We start from the raw sequence: 19,890 nt of genomic DNA, 5'->3' as shown, positions 1-19,890 counted from the left end.
GGCGCCCGGACCCGCCGCCGTTCAGCGGACGGTGGCCGCCCGGAGCGGCCCCGCGGGCAGCGTCCCCTGCTGCCGGTACCAGGCGCCCGTCGCGGCGACGGTCTCGGCGACGGAGCGAAACTCCACGCCCAGGTCCCGCTCGGCCAGCCCCGAGGTAATGTGCCGGTCCTCGCCCTCGCGCAGGACCCGCACCCCGGCGCGGGTCGCCGTCGGCTCGCCGCCGCCCAGACGGGCCTGGAGCTCCATGAGCGACGCCGCGGCCAGCGCCAGCCCGGCCGGGACCGCCCGGGGCGGGCGCACGCCCGTCTCGGTGGCGACCGCCCCGGTCAGCCCCGGCACGGACCGCTTGACCCCGGCCACCACGTAGCGGTCGTGCCGGCCCACGCGTGCGGCGGCCACGCAGGCGAACGCCACGTCGCGGGCGTCCACCACGTAGTTGGACAGCCGGGGCACCGCCTTGACCGCCCCCTTGGCCACGCCGAGGAAGAGGCGCCCCGAGGAGGTGGGCCCGGCGTCGCCGGGCCCCCACATCCACCCCGGCAGGACCACCGAGACGCGGGTGGACCCGGTCCGCCCCGATCGGATCATCTCGTCCACGGCCCGCTCGGCGCGGACCTTGCTGGAGGGGTAGCACTCCGAGACCCGGAGCCCCGCGTACTTCTCCGGGGGCGGGGTCGACTCGTCGGCGGGCTGTTCGGGACCGCGCAGCGCCAGCGTGTTGATGGAGCTGGTGTGGACGAACACCGGCACCCCCGCCTCGGCCGCCGCGGCCAGGACCAGGCGCGTCCCGGTGACGTTGACCCGTTCCAGGGGCTCGGTGAGGGAGGGGTCCTGGAAGTACTCGCGGAAGTAGGCGGCGGTGTGGAAGACCTCGTCCACCCCCGCGAAGAGGGACCGGTAGGAGTCGGGATCGGTGACATCGCCCGGGGCCAGGCGCAGGCGGGGATCGGCGGGGAGTAGCGTACGGGCGCGGTCCAGGTCGCGGACCAGGGCGACGACCTCCTGCCCCTGCTTCAGCAGGAGTCGCACGATGTTGCTGCCCAGGAGACCGGTCGCGCCGGTGACCAGGGCCCTCTCCCTCGCCGGGAGCGGTGTGGTGTGGGTGTCCGCCATGATTTCACATCCCAAATATTATATAGTTGATCTATAATCATTACTCGTGATTATTTATGGAGTGAGGGTGACCGAGTTATGGAGAACGCGGCCGAGTGGGACACCCCCCTGTGGCACACGACCGGTTTCCGGCTGATCAAGCTGGGAGAACTGGTCCAGGCGACCACCGCGTCGATCTTCGGACCCCAGCAGATCTCCTCGCGCGAGTTCCACGTCCTGTCCGCGGCGGCGTCGATGTCCAACCCCTCCCAGAAGGAGCTGAGCCGGGTCCTGGGCGTGGATCCCAACGTGATGGTGGGGCTCGTCGACAGGCTGGAGGAGCAGGGGCTCGCCGTCCGGGAGCGCAACCCCCGGGACCGGCGGCGCTACATCGTGACGACGACGGAGAAGGCGGCGCGCATCCTGGAGGAGGCCCGCGAGACCGTCGCCGAGGCGGAGTCGGAGTTCTTCGCCACGCTGTCGGAACAGGAGGTCAGGACCCTGCACGAGCTGGCGGGGCGCCTGCTCGCCACCCACCCCCGGGTGACCAAGCAGGAGTAGCCGGGAGGGGACGGTGTCGGGGGCCGCACGCGGCCCCCGACACGCGGGGCGTCCTACTCGGAGATCCCGAAGCGCGCGTGCACGCGCTTCAGCGGGGCCGGCGCCCACCAGTTGGCGCGGCCGGCCAGCCGCATGAACACCGGCACCAGCACGCCGCGGATGAGGGTGGCGTCCACCAGGATCACCACCGCCATGCCGATGCCGAGCATCATCAGGTAGAGGACGTCGGAGACGGCGTAGGTGGCGAAGGAGGCGGCGAGGATGACCGCCGCCGCCGTGACCAGCGGGCCGCTGCGCTGGAGCCCGGCCGCGACCGCCCTCGTGTTGTCCCCGGTCAGGTCGTACTCCTCCTTGATCCGGGACATCATGAACACCTCGTAGTCCATCGACAGCCCGAACGCGATGCAGAACATCAGGATCGGGAACGTCGTCTCCAGCGTGCCGTTGGCGGTGAAGCCCAGCACCCCCGACAGGTTCCCCTCCTGGAAGATCCACACCAGGACCCCGAACATCACCGCGAGGCTGAGCACGTTGAGCACGATCGCCTTGGCGGGCAGCAGGATGCTCCCGGTCATCAGGAACAGGATGACGAAGGTGATCGCGAGGATGAGCCCGAACACCAGCGGCACCTGGCCCAGCAGGGCCTCGCGGAAGTCGGTCAGGTCGGCCGGGTAGCCGCCGATCTGCGTGTCGCCGGGCGCGGGCACGTCCCGGATCCGCTCGATCAGGTCCTCGACGTCGGTGAGGGCGTCGGAGCTGGGCACCACGGAGAACCAGGTGGCCTCGGCCGAGCCGAACCTGTCGTCGGCCCCGGGCTCGGGACCCGCGACCTCCTGGCCGCCCGTGTAGCGGCCCGTGAGCGCGTCCACCTGGTAGACGCCCTCCACCTGCGACAGGGCCTGCGCGTACTCGCCGAGGGCGGCCGTGTCGGCCCCTCCGGGCGTGTCCACCAGAACCTGCACCGCGTCCATCTCCTCCTGGACGAAGTTGGTCTCGATCTGGTCCTGGACGTCGCGGCTGGAGTTGCCCTGGGGCAGCACGCGGGCGTCGGGCAGACCGAAGTCGAGCCCCGTGGCCGGGGCCGCCAGGAGCAGCACCAGGCCCAGCGCGGGCAGGCCCCACAGGATCGGCCGGCGCATCATCCTCAGGGCGGTGGAGTGCCACCACCCGCTGTCGGGGGCCGGCTCGCGCTTGGGGCGCACGCGGTGCCCGACCTTGGCGAGCGCGGCGGGCAGGATGACCAGCGCCGCGAAGACCGAGGTCACCACGGCCCCCACGCCCGAGTAGGCGAAGGACTGGAGGAAGGGGAACGGGAAGAGCATGAGGCAGGAGAGCGCGACCGCGACGGTCAGTCCGCTGAAGAAGACGGTGCGCCCGGCCTTGGCCACCGCCAGCGTGACCGCCTCGGGGACCTCCCGACCCCTGGCGAGCTCCTCGCGGAAGCGGTTGATGACGAACAGGCTGTAGTCGACGCCGAGTCCCACGCCCATGACCAGCGTGAGGTTGGCGGCGAAGGTGGACACGTCGGTGAAGTAGGTGACGCCGCGCAGCAGCGCGAGCGTGGCGATCACCGAGAAGAGGCCCATGGCCAGGGTCAGTGCGGCGACGGAGACCCTGCGGTAGATCAGGAGCAGCAGGACGAACACCAGCGGGAAGATGATCAGCTCGGCGCGGATGAAGTCGGCCTGCGCCTGCTGGGCGGCCTGGCGGAAGATCTCGTCGCCGCCGCCCACCTCCACGCGCAGGACCTCGTCGTCGCGGGTGAACTCCGGGGAGATCTCGCCGAGCGCCGTGCGCGCCTCGGTGACGGTCCCCTCCATGCGGACGGTGATCAGCGCCTGGGACCCGTCCTCGGAGCGCATCGCGGGGGAGTCGCCCCGGCCCCAGTAGGACGCGGTCTCGGCGACCTCCTCGCGGGAGGCCAGGTCCCGCTCCAGCGCGGTCGCCGCCTCGACGACCTGCGGGGCGTCCACGTCGCCGCCCTGGGCGGTGACCAGGAGCAGGAAGTGGTGCTTGCCGGTGCCGAAGCCGTCCTCCAGCAGCTGCTCGACCCGCTCCGACTCCGAGCCCGGGCTCTCGAAGCGGCTGAGGAGCAGTCGGTCCATGGTCCCGGCCGCCAGGACCAGGCTGACCAGGGCCAGCGCGATGCAGGCCAGGATCACCCGGCCGGGACGCCGGGCCAGGCCCTCCCCGAGCCGGGTCAGGAACGGGGGGCGCCCCGGCGGGGCCCCTTCTGTGCTCGGTGGTGAGGTTGTCGTCGGTGACGAGGCCATCGTGTGTGTTCGCCTTCCAGGGTCAGGAGGTGGGGGCGTGCCGCTCCAACCACGCGGCAGCCGTCTCGTACAGGAGCTCGGATCCGGCGTCGACCGTCACGAAGTGGCCGGCGTCGTCCAGGGTGGTGGCGGTGACGTCGGGGCTGGAGGTGAACAGCCCGGGATAGCCCTCGACGCCCTGGCGGAGGACGTCGTGGGCGCCGAAGACCAGGTGGACGGGGACGTCGATCCCCCCGACCAGGTCCAGGTCGTAGAGGATCGCCATGGGCTCGGAGATCATGACGCCGCAGGGGTTGCGGCCCCAGTGCTCCTCCACCTCGGCGACCACGGCGGGGTCGGCGTCGGCGCCGAGCCCTCCTTCCCGGAAGTCCTCCAGGGTGGGGTCGAAGTGGACGTAGCCGCGGGGGTCGCCCGGTTCGGCGTGCTCCTCGCCGCCCTCCAGGCAGGTCTGGTAGGCGGTGAGGAAGCGCCGGTTGGTGTCGTCGGTGATGCCCACGGCCGCCCACCCGGTCAGGAGCAGGCCGTCCACGTCGCCGAAGGAGACGGAGGCGGTCTCGGCGACCAGGGCGCCGCTGGAGTGGCCTCCCATGACCACGGTGTCGAAGGCGGCGGGCTCACCCCCCTCCACCCCGTACGCCCCCTCGCGGAGCTGCCCGACCACCTGGTTCGCGATGTCGGCGTGGGCCCCGCTGCAGCTGGCGAAGCCGTCGGGGATGTCGCTGGACCCGTAGCCGAGGCGGTCGATCGTGACCGAGGCGTGGCCGCGGGCGGCCAGCTCGTTGACGTAGTTGCGCCCCTCGACGTCCAGACGCCAGATCCACTCGCCCGTGTTGGTGCCGTGGACCAGCAGGGTCACGGCCGGGGCCTCGGCCTCCAGGACCTCGGCCGGCGCGGTGAGGTGGCCGCGCACGGTGTACTCCTCCCCGTCGGCGGAGCACTGGCCGCGGGTGCGGTTGACGTTGTCGACCGTGAACTCCACGGGCAGGTCCACCACCCCCTCGGGGAGTTCGGCGGGGGCGGCGGGCACGGCGGCGTCCGCCGCCCCGGGGGCCTCCGCGTGCGGGGCCCCGGACGCGGTCCCGGGAAGGGGCCCGGGGGCCGCGGCCGTGGTGGCCGCGACGGTGAGGGCCGCGGCGACGGCGGCCGCCAGGCGGGCGGCGCGTCCGAGGGGGCGGGTCATGGGTGCTCCTTGGCGTGCGTGGGCGCCGGTCGGGCGGCGGGGTCCCGTACGGTTCACCGCTCCTCCAGCCATGCGGCGAGGTCCTCGCGCAGGGCGGCGGCGCCCGGTTCGAGGACGAGGTAGTGGCCGGCGCCGTCGACCGTGACGGTCTCGCTCTCCGGCGCCCCGGTGAAGAGCTCGGCGTGCGAGGCCCCCTCGCCCACACGGGTGTCGTCCTCGGCGAAGGCGAAGAGGACGGGGACGTCGATGCGGTCCACGCGGCGCATGTCGGTGGACAGGGCCTCCACCTGGGTCCCGAGGTCCCCGCAGGGGGTGCGGTCCTGGAGCGGCGCGGCGAGCGCGGCGGCCGTTGTGGAGGTGTCGTGGAAGTTGGCCCTGGTGAAGGACGTGTCGCCGACGTCGACGTAGGTGTATCCGGCGGGGTCGTCCCCGCCCGGGTCGGGCGGTCCCGCGCCGGCGTCGGCGGGGACCCCTCCCTGCATGCAGGAGGCCAGGCCGCCGAAGAAGCGGGCGTTGGCGCGGTCGGTGACGCCGGTGCCGCTCCAGGCCATCAGGACCAGGGCGTCGGGCGCCCCGGCCCCCTCGAAGGAGTAGGCGGTGATCTGGGCGATCTGGGCGCCGCTGTGGTGCCCGGCCAGGGTGACCCGGTCGAAGGCCGGGACGCCGCCGTCCAGTGCCGCGGGGTCCCCGACCGTGTAGTCGCCCTCGCGGACCTGGGCGATGACCTGCGACGCCATGTCGGCCTGGCTCCCCAGGCACAGGGCCATGCCGTCGGGGCGGTCGCTGGCGCCGTAGCCGAGCCGGTCCAGCGTGAGGGAGGCCTGGCCGAGCAGGGCCATCTCCTCCGCGTGGTGGAGGCCGGGCTCGTCCATGCGCCAGAACCACTCCCCCGCCGCCTGTCCGTGCTGGTAGACGGTGACGGCGGGGTCCTCCTGCGCGAGCGCCGCCGCCGGAGCGGTCAGGTGCCCGCGGAGGGTGTACTCGCCGCCGTCGCTGTTGCACGGCAGCCGGGAGTCGTTGCCGTTGGTGACGGTGAAGGAGACGGGGACGTCGACGATGTCGGCGCCGGCCATCCGGCGCGCGGTGGCCTCGGCCCGCTCCTCCGCCGTGGGCACGGGCGCCGCCGAGGTCCCGGAGCCGCCCGCGGGCAGTAGCACGAGCACGGCTGCGGCCACGGCTGCGGCGCCGGCCCCGGCGATCAGTGCCTTTCTAGTCCCGGACATGGGCCACCTCGGTGTTCTTCCTGTCGGGCTCCGCGACCGGAGCGGGCGCGATGCCCTCCTCCGGGGTCCCGGGGCGGCCGGTCGTGGTGTCGGAGGGAGCCGCCCCGGTGTCCGGGGCGTCTGCCCCGGGCCCGTGCGGGCGGACGGGCTCGGCCGCGCCCTCGCCGAGGGTCGCGTCGAAGGCCCGGTGGAAGCGGCGCAGCGGCTCGGGGGCCCACCAGGTGGCCCGCCCGGTCATGCGCAGCACCGAGGGCACCAGGAAGCAGCGCACGACGGTGGCGTCGACGACCACGGCCAGGGCCACGCCCCAACCGAGCATCATCGTGTTGGTGACGCGTGAGGCGCCGATGGCGAGCAGGACGACGGCCAGGGTGACGGCCGCCGCGGTGATGATGCCGCCGGTGCGCCGGAGGCCGAGTTCGACGGCCGCGCGGTGGTCGCCCACCCGGTCGTACTCCTCTCGCATCCTGGACATCAGGAAGACGCCGTAGTCCATGGACAGGCCGAAGGCGATGCAGAACATGAGGACGGGCAGGGCGGTGTCGATGAACCCGGTGGGGGTGAAGCCCAGCGGCCCGCTCAGGTTGCCGTCCTGGAAGATCCAGACCACCGCGCCGAACATGGCGGTGAGGCTGAGCGCGTTGAAGAGCACGGACAGCAGCGGCAGGACCAGGCTGCCGGTGAGCAGGTAGACGAGGACGAGCATGCTCACGACGACGGCCGCCAGCGCGAGCGGGATCTGCTCGGCGATCGCGGCCTGCGCGTCCACGACGGCCGCGGCCTGGCCGGAGACGGACGTCTCCAGCGGGGTGTCGACCGCGCGGATGTCGCGGACCAGGTCCTGGCTCTGGGGGGAGATGTCCTCCACTCCGGGGTCGGGCATCACCTGGAGGTAGGCGAGGTCGTCGGACTCGCGCAGGGCGTCCACGGGGGTGCGGGCCCGGGTGTTGGCGCCGTCGGAGTACACGCCCAGGGGCGAGCGGACCTCGTCGACGTTCTCCAGGGAGGACAATGCGGAGGCGTAGGCGTCGAGGGCGTCGGCGTCGGTGTCCTGCGGGGGGCTGTGGACGAGCACGTCGACCGCTCCGGTCGCGGTCGAGCTGAAATCGTCGCGGATGACGTCCATGACCTGGCGCGACTCGGTCTCGGCGGGCAGCTGGCGGTCGTCGGCCATGCCGAACTCCACCCGGAGGAAGGGCAGCCCGGCGACGACCAGGACGATGAGCGACACGGAGGCGAAGAGGGGGGCGCGGCGCATGACGAGGCGGGTGAGCCGCTGCCAGCGCCGGTCGGCGGCGTCCTCCGGGGAGAGGGGTTCGGCCGCGCCGGTGCGGCGGCGGAGCAGGCGGCGCGGGTCCAGGGAGTTGACGCGGTGGCCGAGGAGGGTGAGCAGGGCCGGGAGCACCACCAGTGAGGCGAGGGCCGCCAGCGCCACCACCGTCACGCCCGCGTAGGCGAAGGAGCGCAGGAAGTAGAGCGGGAAGAGCAGCATCGCGGCCAGGGCGGCGGAGATGGCCAGTGCGGAGAAGACCACCGTGCGCCCGGCCGTGCGGACGGTGACGGCGGTGGCCGTGGGCGGGTCGGCCCCGGCGGCCAGCTCGGCCCGGAACCGGCGCACCATGAGCAGGGCGTAGTCGATCGACAGGCCCAGCCCGAGGGCGATGGTGAGGCTCTGGGCGAAGACCGACACGTCGGTGAACCCGGCGATCACGTAGAGGGCGGCGTTGGTCCCGATGATGGCGACCACCCCGACCAGCAGGGGCAGGACCGCCGAGACGACGCTGCCGTAGACCCACACCAGGATGAGCAGGGTCAGGGGGAGGGCGATCAGCTCCGAGCGCAGGAGGTCCTCGGCGATGGTCGACTCGATGTCGTTCAGGACGGCGGTCTGCCCGCCGACGCTGACGGTGAGGGGACCGTGCTCCCCTCCGTAGGCCTCCGCGATCGCGGCGACGGCGGGTCCCGCCTCGTCCTCCGTTCCGCTCACGTGGGCGGCGATGAGGGCACGGGAGCCGTCGTCGGACTTGAGCTCCTCGGAGCCGGTCTGCCAGTAGGAGGTGACGCCCGCGACGGCGTCCTCGTAGGCCAGCCCCTCGGCCAGTCCGAGCGCCCGGCGGGCGACCTCGCGGTCGTCCACCCCCGCCTCGGCCTCGACCAGGAGGATCAGGTTGGGCCGGCTGTCGGGGAAGTGCTCCTCCAGGACGTCGCCCGCCAGGGCGGACTCGGAGAGGGGGTCCTCCGTGCCCTGTCCCGCGCGGAGCCGGTCCGCGACCCCGGAGCCCAGGACCACGGCCCCGACCACGGCAAGCAGGGCGGCGAACAGCACCCACCAGGGTCTGCGCGTGGTCAGCCCGGTCAATGCGTCGAGCATCGTGCCACCCCCGTTCGTCTTGTGCGCGCGGGACCGCCGGTGGCGGTCGGAAGGCTCCGACCGCCACGGCGTGTACCGTCGTCGCCACAGTATCGTATAAGCATGCGACGATCATTCACCTAAACAATAGGGTTCACATATCGTTTACTTGGGAGAGGGCTGGACCCGGGGCATCGGCGCGGAGCCGAGGAAGTCCTCCGCCCGCCAGCCGGGGTCCAGGACGGCGACCGACGCGACCACCGCGTCCGGGCGCACGTGCACCACCCACTCGCGCCCGGCCCCGCCCCCCGGGGGCCCGCTCCACCGGGCCGCGTCGTGGGCCGCGGGGTCGGGCGCCGCGCCGTCGCGGCCGGTCAGCAGGAGCACGTCCACGTCCTCGGGGACCGCGCGCCTCAGCTCGGCCGCCGCGTCGGCGGCCCTCCGGGAGGAGCCGCCGACCAGCAGCGCCTGCCGCCCGGAGGCGAGGTAGTCGTGCAGGCTCTCGGCCTTGGTCCCGGCCGCGGGGACGAGCGGCGCGTCGCCGATCCGCCGTCCCGGGACCGCGTTCCCCACCGCCTCGCGCTCCCGCCAGCCGGGCGGGGGCGCGGTGACGGCGGGGCTCTCCCGCAGGTCCGGGGAGATCTGGGCCAACTGCGGCACCAGCCGCTTCTCCAGCAGGCCCGACGCCGAGAGCGTCCGCATGAGCGTGTCGCGGACCAGGCGCGCCAGGGGCGCCCGCACCATCCACGTGCGGGTCTGCTGGTCCGCGCTGCGCACCACCGCCTGGGCGGTGGGCCGGCGTTCGAGCGGGTAGCTGTCCAGCAGCCCCTCCGGTGCGCCCCGGAGCACGGAGGCCAGTTTCCAGCCCAGGTCGAAACCGTCCTGGATGCCGGTGTTGAGCCCCTGGCCTCCCGCCGGACTGTGCAGGTGGGCCGCGTCCCCGGCGATGAGCACGCGCCCGCGCCGGAACTCGCGCGCCACCCGGGCGTGGACCCGGAAGCGGCTGCGCCACCACACGCTCTCGATGCGCATCCCCGCGGGTCCCCGCTCGGCGAGCAGCCGGGCGAGAAGTTCGTCGCCTGGCGGCTCGGTGTCCCCGTCCGGGGCGACGTCGAAGAACACCCGGTGCCCGCCGCCCGGCAGCGGCACGATCACCAGCACCCCGTCGGGGGTGAGGTGGTACTGGGCCTCCTTCTCGGGCACGGGGCCGCTCACCACCCCGTCGCTGAGCAGGAACACGCGGTCGTAGGTGTCGCCCTCGAAGGCCACGCCGAGCGACTCGCGGACCGCGCTGCGGCTGCCGTCCGCCGCCACCACCCAGGCCGCGGAGACCTCCTCCCGGATGTCCGGGTCCCCCGAGGGGCCGAGGACGACCCGCACGCCCTCCCCCGTCGGCTCCGCCGAGTGGACCTGGGTGGACCACTCCACGGACCCGCCGAGTTCGAGGAGGCGGTCGTAGAGCGCCTGCTCGGTGCCGGGCTGGGGCAGGCAGACCGGGCCGGGGAAGGCGGTCCCCTCCAGACCGCCGAAGCGCACCCCGCCGATCCTGCGGCCGCCGGAGAAGTAGGACGCCGACGCCAGCGGGAGGGATTGGCCGATCACCCTCTCGTGGACGCCGAGCCTGCGCAGGACCTCCAGGGCCCCGCTCCACAGGATGAGCGCCTTGGGCTCCTCGGCGACCCCCGCGCGGCGTTCGACCACGCGGCAGGGCACGCCGTTCTGGAGCAGGGTGCACGCGGCGGCGAGCCCGGTGGGCCCGGCGCCGACCACCAGCACCTGCGGGTGCGGACCGGGGGCGCTCACAGGACCCCCTCCGCCGCGCGCCGGGGCTCGCCCGCCGCGTCCAGGAGCGCGGTCACGTCGGCGATCGCCTGGGCGTTGTCGCGGAAGCGGACCGTGGCCATGCCCATCCTGGCCGCGGGCTCCAGGTTCGCCTCCAGGTCGTCCACGAAGAGGCAGCGGTCGGGCGTCAGGTCCAGCCGCGCGAGGAGGCGCTCGTAGATCTCGGCGTCGGGTTTGCGCACGCCCTCGTGCGCGGAGTTCACCACGACCTCGAAGAGGTCGTCGGCGGGGACGGTGGCCCGCCACAGCTCCTCCCACTCGATGACGTTGTTGGTGAGCAGGGCGATGCGGTAGCCCTCCCCGCCCAGCCGGCCCAGGAACTCGGCGAACTCCCGGTTCCCGGTGCGCCCGGCGAACCAGGCCTCTCCGAAGGTCCGGCCACCGGGCAGCGCCCATCCCCCCTCGGGGAGCTCGGCGGTGATCTGCGAGACGAGGTCCGCCTCCGTGATGGCCCCGACCTCCAGCAGCGCCATGGGGTCGGCGCCGTTGCGCTCCGCGGCGGCCCCCATCGCGGTGAGGATGGCGTCGGGGGTCAGCCCCGCGGCCCCGGCGAAGTGCTCCAGGGTCTCGATGAGCGGGTTGGTGAGCACGCCGCCGTAGTCGCAGACGACTGCCTCGATGCGCTTCAGGACCACTGGGCCACCTCGATCCGGAAGGTGCTGCCCGCGACGCCCTGCTGGATGACGCGGACGTCCGCGCCCATGACCGGGCCGAACCGCTCGTCGCTGCGGAAGGGGACCAGGTCGGCCTCCACGACGGAGGGGAGGTCGTTCTCGGAGAACGAGGAGAACGACGCCTCCACCGAGACGGGGGCCAGGGTGGCCGGGTCCAGTCCGCTGGAGCGCGCCACGGCCGCGACCGCGAGCTGGCGGGCGGCCTCGATGAGCAGGTTGCCCGGCAGGTGGTCCAGCGGGTGGTCGAACAGGTGGGGGTGGCTGTGGTCGGGGACCACGGTGGCCCTCCATGCCTCCTCGCCGCGCTGCACCGGTTCGGTGATGACGACGTTGCGCGGGTCGCGCCGGCCGACGACCGAGGGCCGGGCGGGGACCGCGCGGGGCGCGGGTCCCGCGCTCCAGTCCAGGGCGTTGCGCCCCTTGCTGCGCAGCGCCTGGTAGGTGAGCTTGCTGACGAAGATGAGCGCGCCGGTGGCCTTGGCGACCTCGGTGCCGTTCAGCAGGACGTCGCCCCGGAAGTCGTATCCGCGCAGCTTCCCGGCCTGGTTGCGGTAGAGGTCGGCCTCGGTCCGGACCAGGAGCCGGCCGGGCTCGGAGCCCTGGCGCAGACCGTCGAGGTCGGTGATGTCCAGCGACATGCGCTGCATGATGAACGCCCGGTCCATGGGGACGTTCAGGTGCCGGTGGGAGATGAGCACGCCGGTCTGGCGGCACGCCTCCAGGATCAGGGGCAGGTCGTAGGCGGTCGACTCCAGCATGACGTGGCCGCGGGGGAGCTGGGCGGCCACGTCGAAGGTGCTCTCCCCCGTCTGCTGGGAGTCGGTGACGAAGACCTCGGAGACGGCGTTGCGGTGGACGAGCCCCCGGGGCACCGTCGAGTCGTAGTCGAGTTCGCGGACCTCGGCGTGCTCGGGGTCGAGCCCGGCGAGGGTGACGCGGTCGCTGGCCCCGGTGGCGGCCGGCTGCGCGCTGGTCGTTGCGTGGTTCATGTGCTTCCCTTTCGTTCACGTTCCCCGGGCGGGAGGCGTCTCCGCGCCGGGGGACGAGGTTCGGAACGGCAAAGAAGGGTGGTTCCCGTGTCGGGGCGGGCGGGCCACGGGCCGCCTCCGCACAGGACCGAGTATCCGGAGGCGCCCTGAAGGAGCCCTGAACAAGACCTGAAGGCGTATCGCGAAAGAAGTTCACATTTTTCCGTGCACAGCACATCCACCTGCGAAAATGCACGCGCAATTGATCAATGACCATGATCATCATCGGATTGTGACTATCAACACAAGAGATGGCCTTGGGCTTGTCCGTAACCCCCGGGGCTGCGAAGCCGTCGCGGTCGGCGCCGGAGCGGAACTTATCCATTACTTACAGGCATGGCCTGCGTGTTTATGATCGACTCGCCGCGCCCCCGGCGGCACCGAAGCGGCTGGGAGCGCTGTTCCACCCCGCAAGACCCTGGAATTCTCTCGGCGCCGGAACCCGGAATGAAGGACCGGAGAACCGAAAGAAGCAGGAGCACGTCAACGCGAGGAAGAGTCAGCTGGAAAGGCTCCTGAATGCACAGAACACAGCCTGAGTCCACCACCCTGGGCGTACTGGGAGAGCTGGCGGTCACCGACGGCACCGTCTTCCTCCCCCTGGGAGCCCCCAGGCAGCGCGCGGTGCTCGCCGCCCTGGCCATCAACGCCAACCAGTCACTGACCACGCAGCGCATCATCGGCATGGTCTGGGGTTCGACCTATCCGGCCTACGCCAACAACCTGGTGCACAAGTACGTCTCGGGCCTGCGCCGGGCCCTGGCCGGCCTCCCGGTCCACCGCCAGGTCCGCATAGAGAGCGGGTCCGAGGGCTACCGGCTCGTCGCCAGGCTGGACCAGCTGGACCTGACCCTGTTCCACATCCATGTCGAAGCCGCGCGCGACCTCCGTGAGCACGGGGAGCCGGGACGCGCGGCGGAGATGTTCGGGGAGGCCCTCGCCCTGTGGCGGGGCCCCCTCCTCGGCGAGCTGCCCGGGATCGCCTTCGACGACGAACGCGACTTCATGGAGACCGTCCGCCTGGTGGTGCTGGAGGAGTACGCGGCGCTGAGCATCCAGGTCGGCCGGCACAACGACGTGGTGGGGATGCTGCGCACCACCCTGCGCCACCACCCCTTGGAGGAGAACCTGGCCAGGCTGCTGATCCTGGCCCTGTACCAGGCGGGGCGCACGGCCGAGGCGATACGCGTGTACCAGAGGCTGTCCTCACGGATGCTGGGAGAGCTGAACATGCCGCCCCGCCCCGAACTGAACGACCTGTACCACGCCATCCGGCGCCACGCGCCGATCCCCGCCCCGCACGCCTGACCCCGAGCGGCGGACACCGCCCGACGGACGCGCGCCCCGTCCCGGCACCGACGCGCCGCAGCACCGCAGCACCCGACCGCGCGTGACGGCCGACGCGCCGAGCCCGGTCGGCTCGGCTCCGCAGGCGCCGAGCACAGCGCTCCCCGGCGGCACGCCGCCGGGGAGCGCTCCTTCCGTGTCAGACCCCGGCGGGCTCCCGGTCCCCGTCCCGTGCCCGGTCGCCGGACGCGGCGGCGTCCTCCTCGTCCCCGCCCTCGGAGATCCCGATGCGGTCGTGGAGCAGGCGGAGGGGGCGCGGCAGCCACCAGTTGGCGCTGCCGAGCAGGCGCATCGTGGCGGGCACCATGACCGCGCGGACCAGGGTCGCGTCCACGAGGACCGCGATGGCCAGGCCGATGCCGATGATCTTCAGGAACAGCAGGCCCGAGGTGCCCATCGCCAGCAGCACCACCATGAGCAGGATCGCGGCGCTGGTGATGATCTGGCCGGTGTGCTGGAGGCCGGCCGCCACCGACCGGGTGTTGTCCCCCGTGCGCAGGTACTCCTCGCGGACCCGGCTGAGCAGGAACAGCTCGTAGTCCATCGCCAGGCCGAAGGAGACGATCGTGATCAGCACCAGGTAGGTGGGGTCGATCGTGCCGACGGCGTCGAAGCCGAGCAGGCCGGCGAACCCGCCCTCCTGGAAGCCCCAGACCGCGATGCCCAGGGAGGCGCCCAGCGACAGCGCGCCCATCAGCACGGCCTTGACGGGCAGGACGATCGACCCGAAGGCGAGGAACAGCAGGAACAGGGTCGCGGCGGCGACGAAGCCCACCGTCGTCGGCACCGAGTCGACGATCGCGGACACGTTGTCCTGCTGCATGGCCGCCACGCCGCCGACCAGGGTCCGCTCGGCCCCCTCCGGGGCGGGCTCGGCCCGCACGTCGCGCACCAGCTGCGCGACCTCCGGGGAGTCCGACTCCCCCTGGTAGGCCACGAAGACGTGGGCGATGCCGTCGCCTGTGCGCTCGACCCGGGAGAGCGAGGCCCCGGGCAGCTCCGCCAGGCGCTCGGCGTACTCCTCCAGCGACTCCTCGCCCGCGTCCCCGACCACCGCCACGTCGAGGCGGCCCAGACCGCCCGCCGGGAAGTCCTCCGCCACCGCCTCGGTGGCGATCCGGCTGCCCGCGTCGCCGGGCAGGTAGCGCTGGTCGGTGGAGCCGAGCTGGGTCGAGGCCAGACCGGAGCTGAAGACCAGCAGGACGGCGCCGACCGCGACCAGGGACACGGCGGGGCCGCGCATGACGGTCCGGGCCAGGCGCGCCCAGGCGCCGGCGTTCTCGTGGACGGCGCCGGTGGCGGTGCGCCGGGGCAGGGGGATCCTGAGGCTGTTGATCCTGCGGCCGACCACGGCGAGCAGGGCCGGCAGGAAGACCAGGGCGGCCAGCAGGTCGAACAGCACGACGGCGATGCCGCCCCAGCCGATCGACTTGAGGATGGGCTGGGGGAAGAACAGCAGGCCGGCGAAGGCGATGCCGACGGTGATGCCGGAGAAGGCGACGGTGCGTCCGGCGGTGTCGACGGTGCGGCGCACGGCGTCGCCGATCTCCCGCCCCCGCCCCAGTTCCTCGCGGAACCGGCTGACCATGAACAGGCCGTAGTCGATGGCCAGTCCCAGGCCGAGGATGGTGGCGACGTTGACCGCGAACACCGACACGTCGGTCACGTAGGTCAGGGCGCGCAGGACGGTCAGGGAGCCGAGGATGGCCAGGCCGCCGACGGCGAGCGGGACCAGGCCCGCGACGAGGCCGCCGAAGATCACGACGAGGAGGAGCAGCAGGACCGGCAGGGTGACGAGTTCGGCGCGGACGATGTCGGTCTCGGCCGTCTCGGACAGCTCGTGCTCGACCGCGACGGGGCCGCCGAGGTGGACCTCCAGCGTGCTGGACTCCAGGTGCTCGGCGACCTCCTCGTACTGGTGGAGGCGTTCGGCGTGGCTCTCCCCGGTGAGGGTCACGGGGATGTAGGTCGCGTGCATGTCCTCGGCCACGAGCATGCCGCGCTCGGTCTCGGGGAGCTCCTCGTCGAGGTAGACGTCGAAGTCGGCGACGGTGTCGGGCATGCCGTCGGCGATGCGCTGCACGGCCGCGGCGAAGGTGGGGTTGTCCACCTGGATCTCGTCGCTGCGGTAGACCGCGACGATGTCGACGCCGTCGTGCCCCAGGCCCTCCTCCAGGAGGCGCGTGGCCTCGGAGGACTCCGACCCCGGGTCCTCGAACCCGCTCTCGCTCACGTCGGAGAAGACCCCCGACCCCCATACCGCGGCGAAGACGGCGAAGAGCGCGGTGGCGGTCAGGACGGCCCAGCGCCAGCGGTGGGCCCCCAGACCGAGGCGCCCGAAAAGTCCGGTGTGTGTCGGCATACGCCGCCCTCTCAGCGAACGGCCCTCATGTCCGTCAACGGTGTTTGCTAACGGTGTTCACTAAAGCGTGCGGGCGTTACGCTGTCAATATCGCCAACGAGGACCACAGCGCCCCGGCGGGGCGCCGGAGACGGGGTGTACCGCAGCACATGACGAAATCCCAGCTCGCCCGGGGGGACGGGCGGCCGAGCCGCCGCGAACGTGTGCGCGAGGCCACACTGGCCGAGATCAAGGCCATCGCCCGGCGGCACCTGGTGGACCACGGGACCGCGGGCGTCTCGCTGCGGGCCATCGCCCGCGAGATGGGCATGACTGCCCCCGGCCTGTACCGCTACGTCTCCGGCATCGACTCGCTGCTGATACTGATCACGGCGGACATGTTCACGGAGCTGGCCGACGCGGTGGCCGAGGCCGACGCCAGCGTGCCCGACCGGGAGACGGACCTGCGCATCCTCACCTCCCTGCGGGCCTTCCGGTCCTGGGCCGTGGCGCACCCGGCCGAGTTCGCCACCATGTTCGGCCCGCGCGCCCGCCTGGACCCGGAGGCCGACCCGACCCCGGCGCTGGAGGCCGGGCGCAGGTTCGGCGCCACCTTCTACACCCTCTTCGACCGCCTGCTGTCCGAGGAGCGCTTCCCCCTGCCGGACGGGGACCGCATCACCCCCGAACTCGCCCGCGAGCTGCGCGCCTTCGCCGACAGCTGCGGCTTCTCCGCGCCGCACATCCCGGTGGAGGCGATCATGGTGCTCAGCAGCTGCTGGGTGCGCCTGTACGGGGTCGTGTGCATGGAGGTGTTCCAACACCTCGATTTCGTGATGCAGGACATGGAACCGCTCTTCGAGTCCGAGCTTCAGAACCTGTTGGCGGGCCTCGGCGTCCGGTACCGGCCACCGGAGAACAGCACGCCGGTTACCATCGGTACGCCCCCTTAGGCACCATACTGAAGCTCTGTGCACCTTGTCGGATTCGCCCCGGGGCGTATCCGGCCCCAGCCCGGTGGGCTCTGGCACCCTAGCGAGGACGGACCCCGTGGAGAACCGACCCGGCGGTGAACGGGGCGACGCCCCCCGCCCCGACCAGCCCGGCCCCGCAGACGCCCCCTCCCCCTCCGGGGCGGGCGACGGAGGGGGGTCCCCCCTGCCGTCCGGCCCGGAGGGGGAGCACGGGCCGGCCGGGCCCGCGGACCCGGCCCCCTCCTCCCAGGGGGTGACCGCCGCCGACGCCTCCGTCGGCCGGGAGGCCGGCCACGCCCCCGCGCCCTCCTCCGAGGACGGGCCGCCCGCCCCGGACCCCGGCTCCACGGGACGGTACGCACACCCTCCCCTGCCGGGCGCGCGGCAGCCCCAGGGCCCGCCGGCCTCCCCGTGGCAGGGCCCCCTCCCCGGGCGGCAGGGGTTCCCCGCCCCCGGCCGTCCCCCCGGCCCGCAGGATCCGGGGACGACGGCCCACACCCTCCACCCGTTCCACGCCCCCGGCCGCCCCGCGGGGCCCGGGCAGCCGTTCCCGCGCACGGGACCGTACCCGCCCCTCCCCCCGCACGCCGCACCGGTCCACCGCCCGCCCGCCCCCTACCACGGGCAGCCCGGCGGCCACGGCCCGTGGCCGCCGCCCCGGCAGCCGTGGGGTCGGCCCCCGCCGCCGCAGCGCCGCCGCGGCCTCGGCGTCCTGGTCGGCTCGTCTGTGGCGGGCACGATCGCCGTCGCCGCCCTGGTCGCCAGCATCGTCATGGTCTCGACCACGCCGCAGCCGGAGCCGCAGCCGACCGGCACCGACCTGTCCGCCCTCTACGACGAGGACCTGGCGGCCCGGCCCAACGCCGTCGAGATCGACATCGCCGACCACCCCCTCTACGACGCTCCGATGCCGGAGGCCGTCGCCTGCGACACCCCCTCGCTGGACATCGGCTCGGACGAGTCGTGGCAGGACTTCGCGACCACCACCGGCGAGTGCCTGGACCTGCTCTGGGCCCCGGTCATGGACGACCTGGGCCTGTCCTCCCGAACCCCGGAGATCACCGTCACCCGCGAGTCCCCCGACACCGGCGAGGAGGAGGGGTACACGCTCGCGTACTACGAGAGCGACTGGAACCGCATCACCGTCGTCCTGCCCAACGTGCGCCAGCTCAGCGCCCAGATCCCCGTGGACGAGCGCGAGGACGTCTGGATCGCCCTGATGGGACACGAGTACGGCCACCACGTGCAGTTCGCCACCGGCATCCTCGACGTCTCGCACGACATGCGCTGGAACGCCGGGAGCGAGGACGACGAGCTCGACACCCTCCGGCGCACCGAGCTCCAGGCCGAGTGCATGGCCGGGATCGGGCTGCGCGGCGTCACCGGCGGCGACGGGGACGTCCTGGAGACGGTCAACGCCAACTTCAACTCGGGCGGGGACCTCGACACCCACGGCAGCGCGAGCAACCGGGCGTTCTGGCTGGAGCAGGGCTGGTCCGAGGAGACCGTGAGCGCCTGCAACACCTACGGCGCCGCACCGGGCGAGGTCACCTGATCAGCCGTCGACGACCTTCCGGTAGGCCTCCCACCCGTGGAGCTTGACCCGCTCCCCGCGCTCCAGCTCCGCCGCCTGGCGGGCCTCGGCCGCGTCGATGCGCAGCCAGTCGTCGTACCAGCTGTGCGCGATCCCCCGCTCCTCCAGGACCTGTTCCAGCGGCACCGGGTCCGGAGCCTCCGCGCGCAGCCCCGGGGCGTCCTGCAGCAGGGACCTGACCGTGGCCGCCGCGTCGGACTTGTTGGTGCCGATGACCCCGGTCGCGCCCCGCTTGACCCACCCGGCGACGTAGTCCCCGCGGACCACCCGGCCCCCCTCGTCCAGGACCCGGCCCTCGTCGTGCGGGACCGTGCGCCGCTCGGCGTCGAACGGCACGCCCGGCAGCGGGGCCCCCGCGTAGCCGACCGAGCGCAGCACCAGCCCGGCGTCCAGGTCGGTGGTCCGCCCCGTTCCGACGAGGCGTCCCCCGTCGTCCAGGCGCGTGTGCTCCACCCGCACCCCCGTGGCGCGGCTCCCGCCCAGGACCTCCTGCGGCCGGGCCCAGAAGTGCAGGCGCACGGTGCGGGGACGCCCCTCGGGGGCGCGCCCCGCGTGCTCCCGGAGGAGCTTGACGTTGGTGCGCGCGGCGCGGGCGACCATGCGCGTCTCGTGCGTTCCCGTGCCCACCGCCGCGGGGTCGACGTCCACCTGTTCGGCGGGCACGACCACGTCGGCGCCGGGCAGGGCGAGCAGGTCGCGCAGCTCGGGCGCGGTGAAACGGGCCTGGAGGGGTCCCCGCCGGGACAGGAGGTGGACCGTGCGCACCCTGCTGGCGGCGAGCACCTCCAGGACCGGCTCGGGTATGTCGGTGTGCCGCAGTTCGTCCGCGGTCTTGGCCAGGATGCGGGCGACGTCCAGGGCGACGTTGCCCGCCCCCACCACGACGGCCGCCTCGGCGTCGAGCACGAACCCCGCGAGCTCGCTGTCGGGGTGCCCGCAGTACCAGTTGACGAAGTCGGTCGCGGCGACGCTCCCGGGGAGGTCCTCCCCCGGCACGCCCATGCGGCGGTCCACCGGGGCTCCGGTGGCGTAGACGACCGCGTGGTAGCAGCGGGCCAGGTCGGCGCGGGTGAGGTCGGAGCCGAACTCGACCCCGCCGACGAAGCGCACGTCGGGGTGCTCCAGCACGCTCCGCAGGGCCCCGGCCACACCCTTGATCTTGGTGTGGTCGGGCGCGACCCCGTAGCGCACGAGGCCGTACGGGGTGGGCAGTCGGTCCATCACGTCCACCCGGACGGGGACGCGCCGCTGCCGTGTGAGGGCGTCGGCGGTGTAGACGCCGGCCGGGCCGGAGCCGATCACGGCCACGCGGAGCGCGTCGTCGGCCCCGGCGTCCCGCCGGACGGGCTGAGAGGTCATGGTCCCATTCTGACAGCCCGGGGACGGATCGCGGGGTCGGCCGCGGTGCGCC

The 19,890-nt window shown here is 73.3% G+C and carries 14 protein-coding genes; 4 read left to right on the top strand and 10 right to left on the bottom strand.

What is annotated here, in order from left to right; genetic code table 11:
- Positions 1-21: 21 nt before the first annotated feature.
- On the bottom strand, positions 22-1,113 hold the full coding sequence (locus ACQPYD_RS09990; RefSeq protein WP_433700713.1) for an NAD-dependent epimerase/dehydratase family protein: 1,092 nt from the start codon (positions 1,111-1,113) through the stop codon (positions 22-24).
- Between the two features lie 78 nt (positions 1,114-1,191).
- Here ACQPYD_RS09990 and ACQPYD_RS09985 point away from each other — a divergent pair, with 78 nt between their 5' ends.
- A complete protein-coding gene (locus ACQPYD_RS09985) occupies positions 1,192-1,653 on the top strand; it encodes a MarR family winged helix-turn-helix transcriptional regulator (RefSeq protein WP_330160876.1) in 462 nt (153 codons plus the stop codon).
- Between the two features lie 53 nt (positions 1,654-1,706).
- Here ACQPYD_RS09985 and ACQPYD_RS09980 read toward each other — a convergent pair whose 3' ends face one another.
- The 7 genes from ACQPYD_RS09980 to ACQPYD_RS09950 all read right to left on the bottom strand — a co-directional run bounded on the left by ACQPYD_RS09980 (position 1,707) and on the right by ACQPYD_RS09950 (position 12,184).
- A complete protein-coding gene (locus tag ACQPYD_RS09980; RefSeq protein WP_433700712.1) occupies positions 1,707-3,926 on the bottom strand; it encodes an MMPL family transporter in 2,220 nt (739 codons plus the stop codon).
- Positions 3,927-3,948: 22 nt separating this feature from the next.
- Positions 3,949-5,106: an alpha/beta hydrolase gene (locus ACQPYD_RS09975; RefSeq protein ID WP_433700711.1), complete on the bottom strand. Its 1,158-nt coding sequence runs from the start codon at positions 5,104-5,106 to the stop codon at positions 3,949-3,951.
- Positions 5,107-5,159: 53 nt separating this feature from the next.
- Entirely contained in the window at positions 5,160-6,329 is a 1,170-nt protein-coding gene (locus ACQPYD_RS09970) for a hypothetical protein (RefSeq protein WP_433700710.1), read from the bottom strand.
- Entirely contained in the window at positions 6,316-8,700 is a 2,385-nt protein-coding gene (locus ACQPYD_RS09965; RefSeq protein ID WP_433700709.1) for an MMPL family transporter, read from the bottom strand. The genes ACQPYD_RS09970 and ACQPYD_RS09965 overlap by 14 nt, the downstream gene beginning before the upstream one ends.
- Positions 8,701-8,844: 144 nt before the next feature.
- On the bottom strand, positions 8,845-10,482 hold the full coding sequence (locus ACQPYD_RS09960; protein WP_433700708.1) for an FAD-dependent monooxygenase: 1,638 nt from the start codon (positions 10,480-10,482) through the stop codon (positions 8,845-8,847).
- Entirely contained in the window at positions 10,479-11,156 is a 678-nt protein-coding gene (locus tag ACQPYD_RS09955; protein WP_433700707.1) for an HAD family hydrolase, read from the bottom strand. The genes ACQPYD_RS09960 and ACQPYD_RS09955 overlap by 4 nt, the downstream gene beginning before the upstream one ends.
- The gene (locus tag ACQPYD_RS09950; protein WP_433700706.1) at positions 11,147-12,184 is read right to left on the bottom strand and encodes a ScbA/BarX family gamma-butyrolactone biosynthesis protein; all 1,038 of its coding nucleotides are present in this window, start codon (positions 12,182-12,184) and stop codon (positions 11,147-11,149) included. Before ACQPYD_RS09950 ends, ACQPYD_RS09955 begins: the two co-directional genes overlap by 10 nt.
- 558 nt (positions 12,185-12,742) lie before the next feature.
- Here ACQPYD_RS09950 and ACQPYD_RS09945 point away from each other — a divergent pair.
- Positions 12,743-13,531, top strand: coding sequence for an AfsR/SARP family transcriptional regulator (locus ACQPYD_RS09945; protein ID WP_433700705.1), 789 nt, complete (start codon positions 12,743-12,745; stop codon positions 13,529-13,531).
- Between the two features lie 178 nt (positions 13,532-13,709).
- Here the strand turns inward: ACQPYD_RS09945 and ACQPYD_RS09940 are convergent, their stop codons facing one another.
- Positions 13,710-15,932 carry an MMPL family transporter gene (locus ACQPYD_RS09940; protein WP_433700704.1) on the bottom strand — a complete coding sequence of 741 codons (2,223 nt, stop codon included), beginning with the start codon at positions 15,930-15,932 and terminating at the stop codon, positions 13,710-13,712.
- Between the two features lie 149 nt (positions 15,933-16,081).
- Here ACQPYD_RS09940 and ACQPYD_RS09935 point away from each other — a divergent pair, with 149 nt between their 5' ends.
- On the top strand, positions 16,082-16,864 hold the full coding sequence (locus ACQPYD_RS09935) for a TetR/AcrR family transcriptional regulator (RefSeq protein ID WP_433700703.1): 783 nt from the start codon (positions 16,082-16,084) through the stop codon (positions 16,862-16,864).
- 97 nt (positions 16,865-16,961) lie between these two features.
- Positions 16,962-18,440: a neutral zinc metallopeptidase gene (locus ACQPYD_RS09930; RefSeq protein ID WP_433700702.1), complete on the top strand. Its 1,479-nt coding sequence runs from the start codon at positions 16,962-16,964 to the stop codon at positions 18,438-18,440.
- On the opposite strand, the gene ACQPYD_RS09925 is transcribed toward ACQPYD_RS09930, so the two are convergent.
- Positions 18,441-19,838 carry an FAD-dependent oxidoreductase gene (locus ACQPYD_RS09925; protein WP_433700701.1) on the bottom strand — a complete coding sequence of 466 codons (1,398 nt, stop codon included), beginning with the start codon at positions 19,836-19,838 and terminating at the stop codon, positions 18,441-18,443.
- Positions 19,839-19,890 lie beyond the last annotated feature (52 nt).

It is taken from the genome of Nocardiopsis sp. CA-288880, assembly GCF_050955985.1.
In the GTDB taxonomy this organism is placed as follows: Bacteria; Actinomycetota; Actinomycetes; order Streptosporangiales; family Streptosporangiaceae; genus Nocardiopsis; species Nocardiopsis tropica.
The sequence above is the reverse complement of the archived record's forward strand: the minus strand, read 5'-3'. Positions and strand labels throughout refer to the sequence as shown.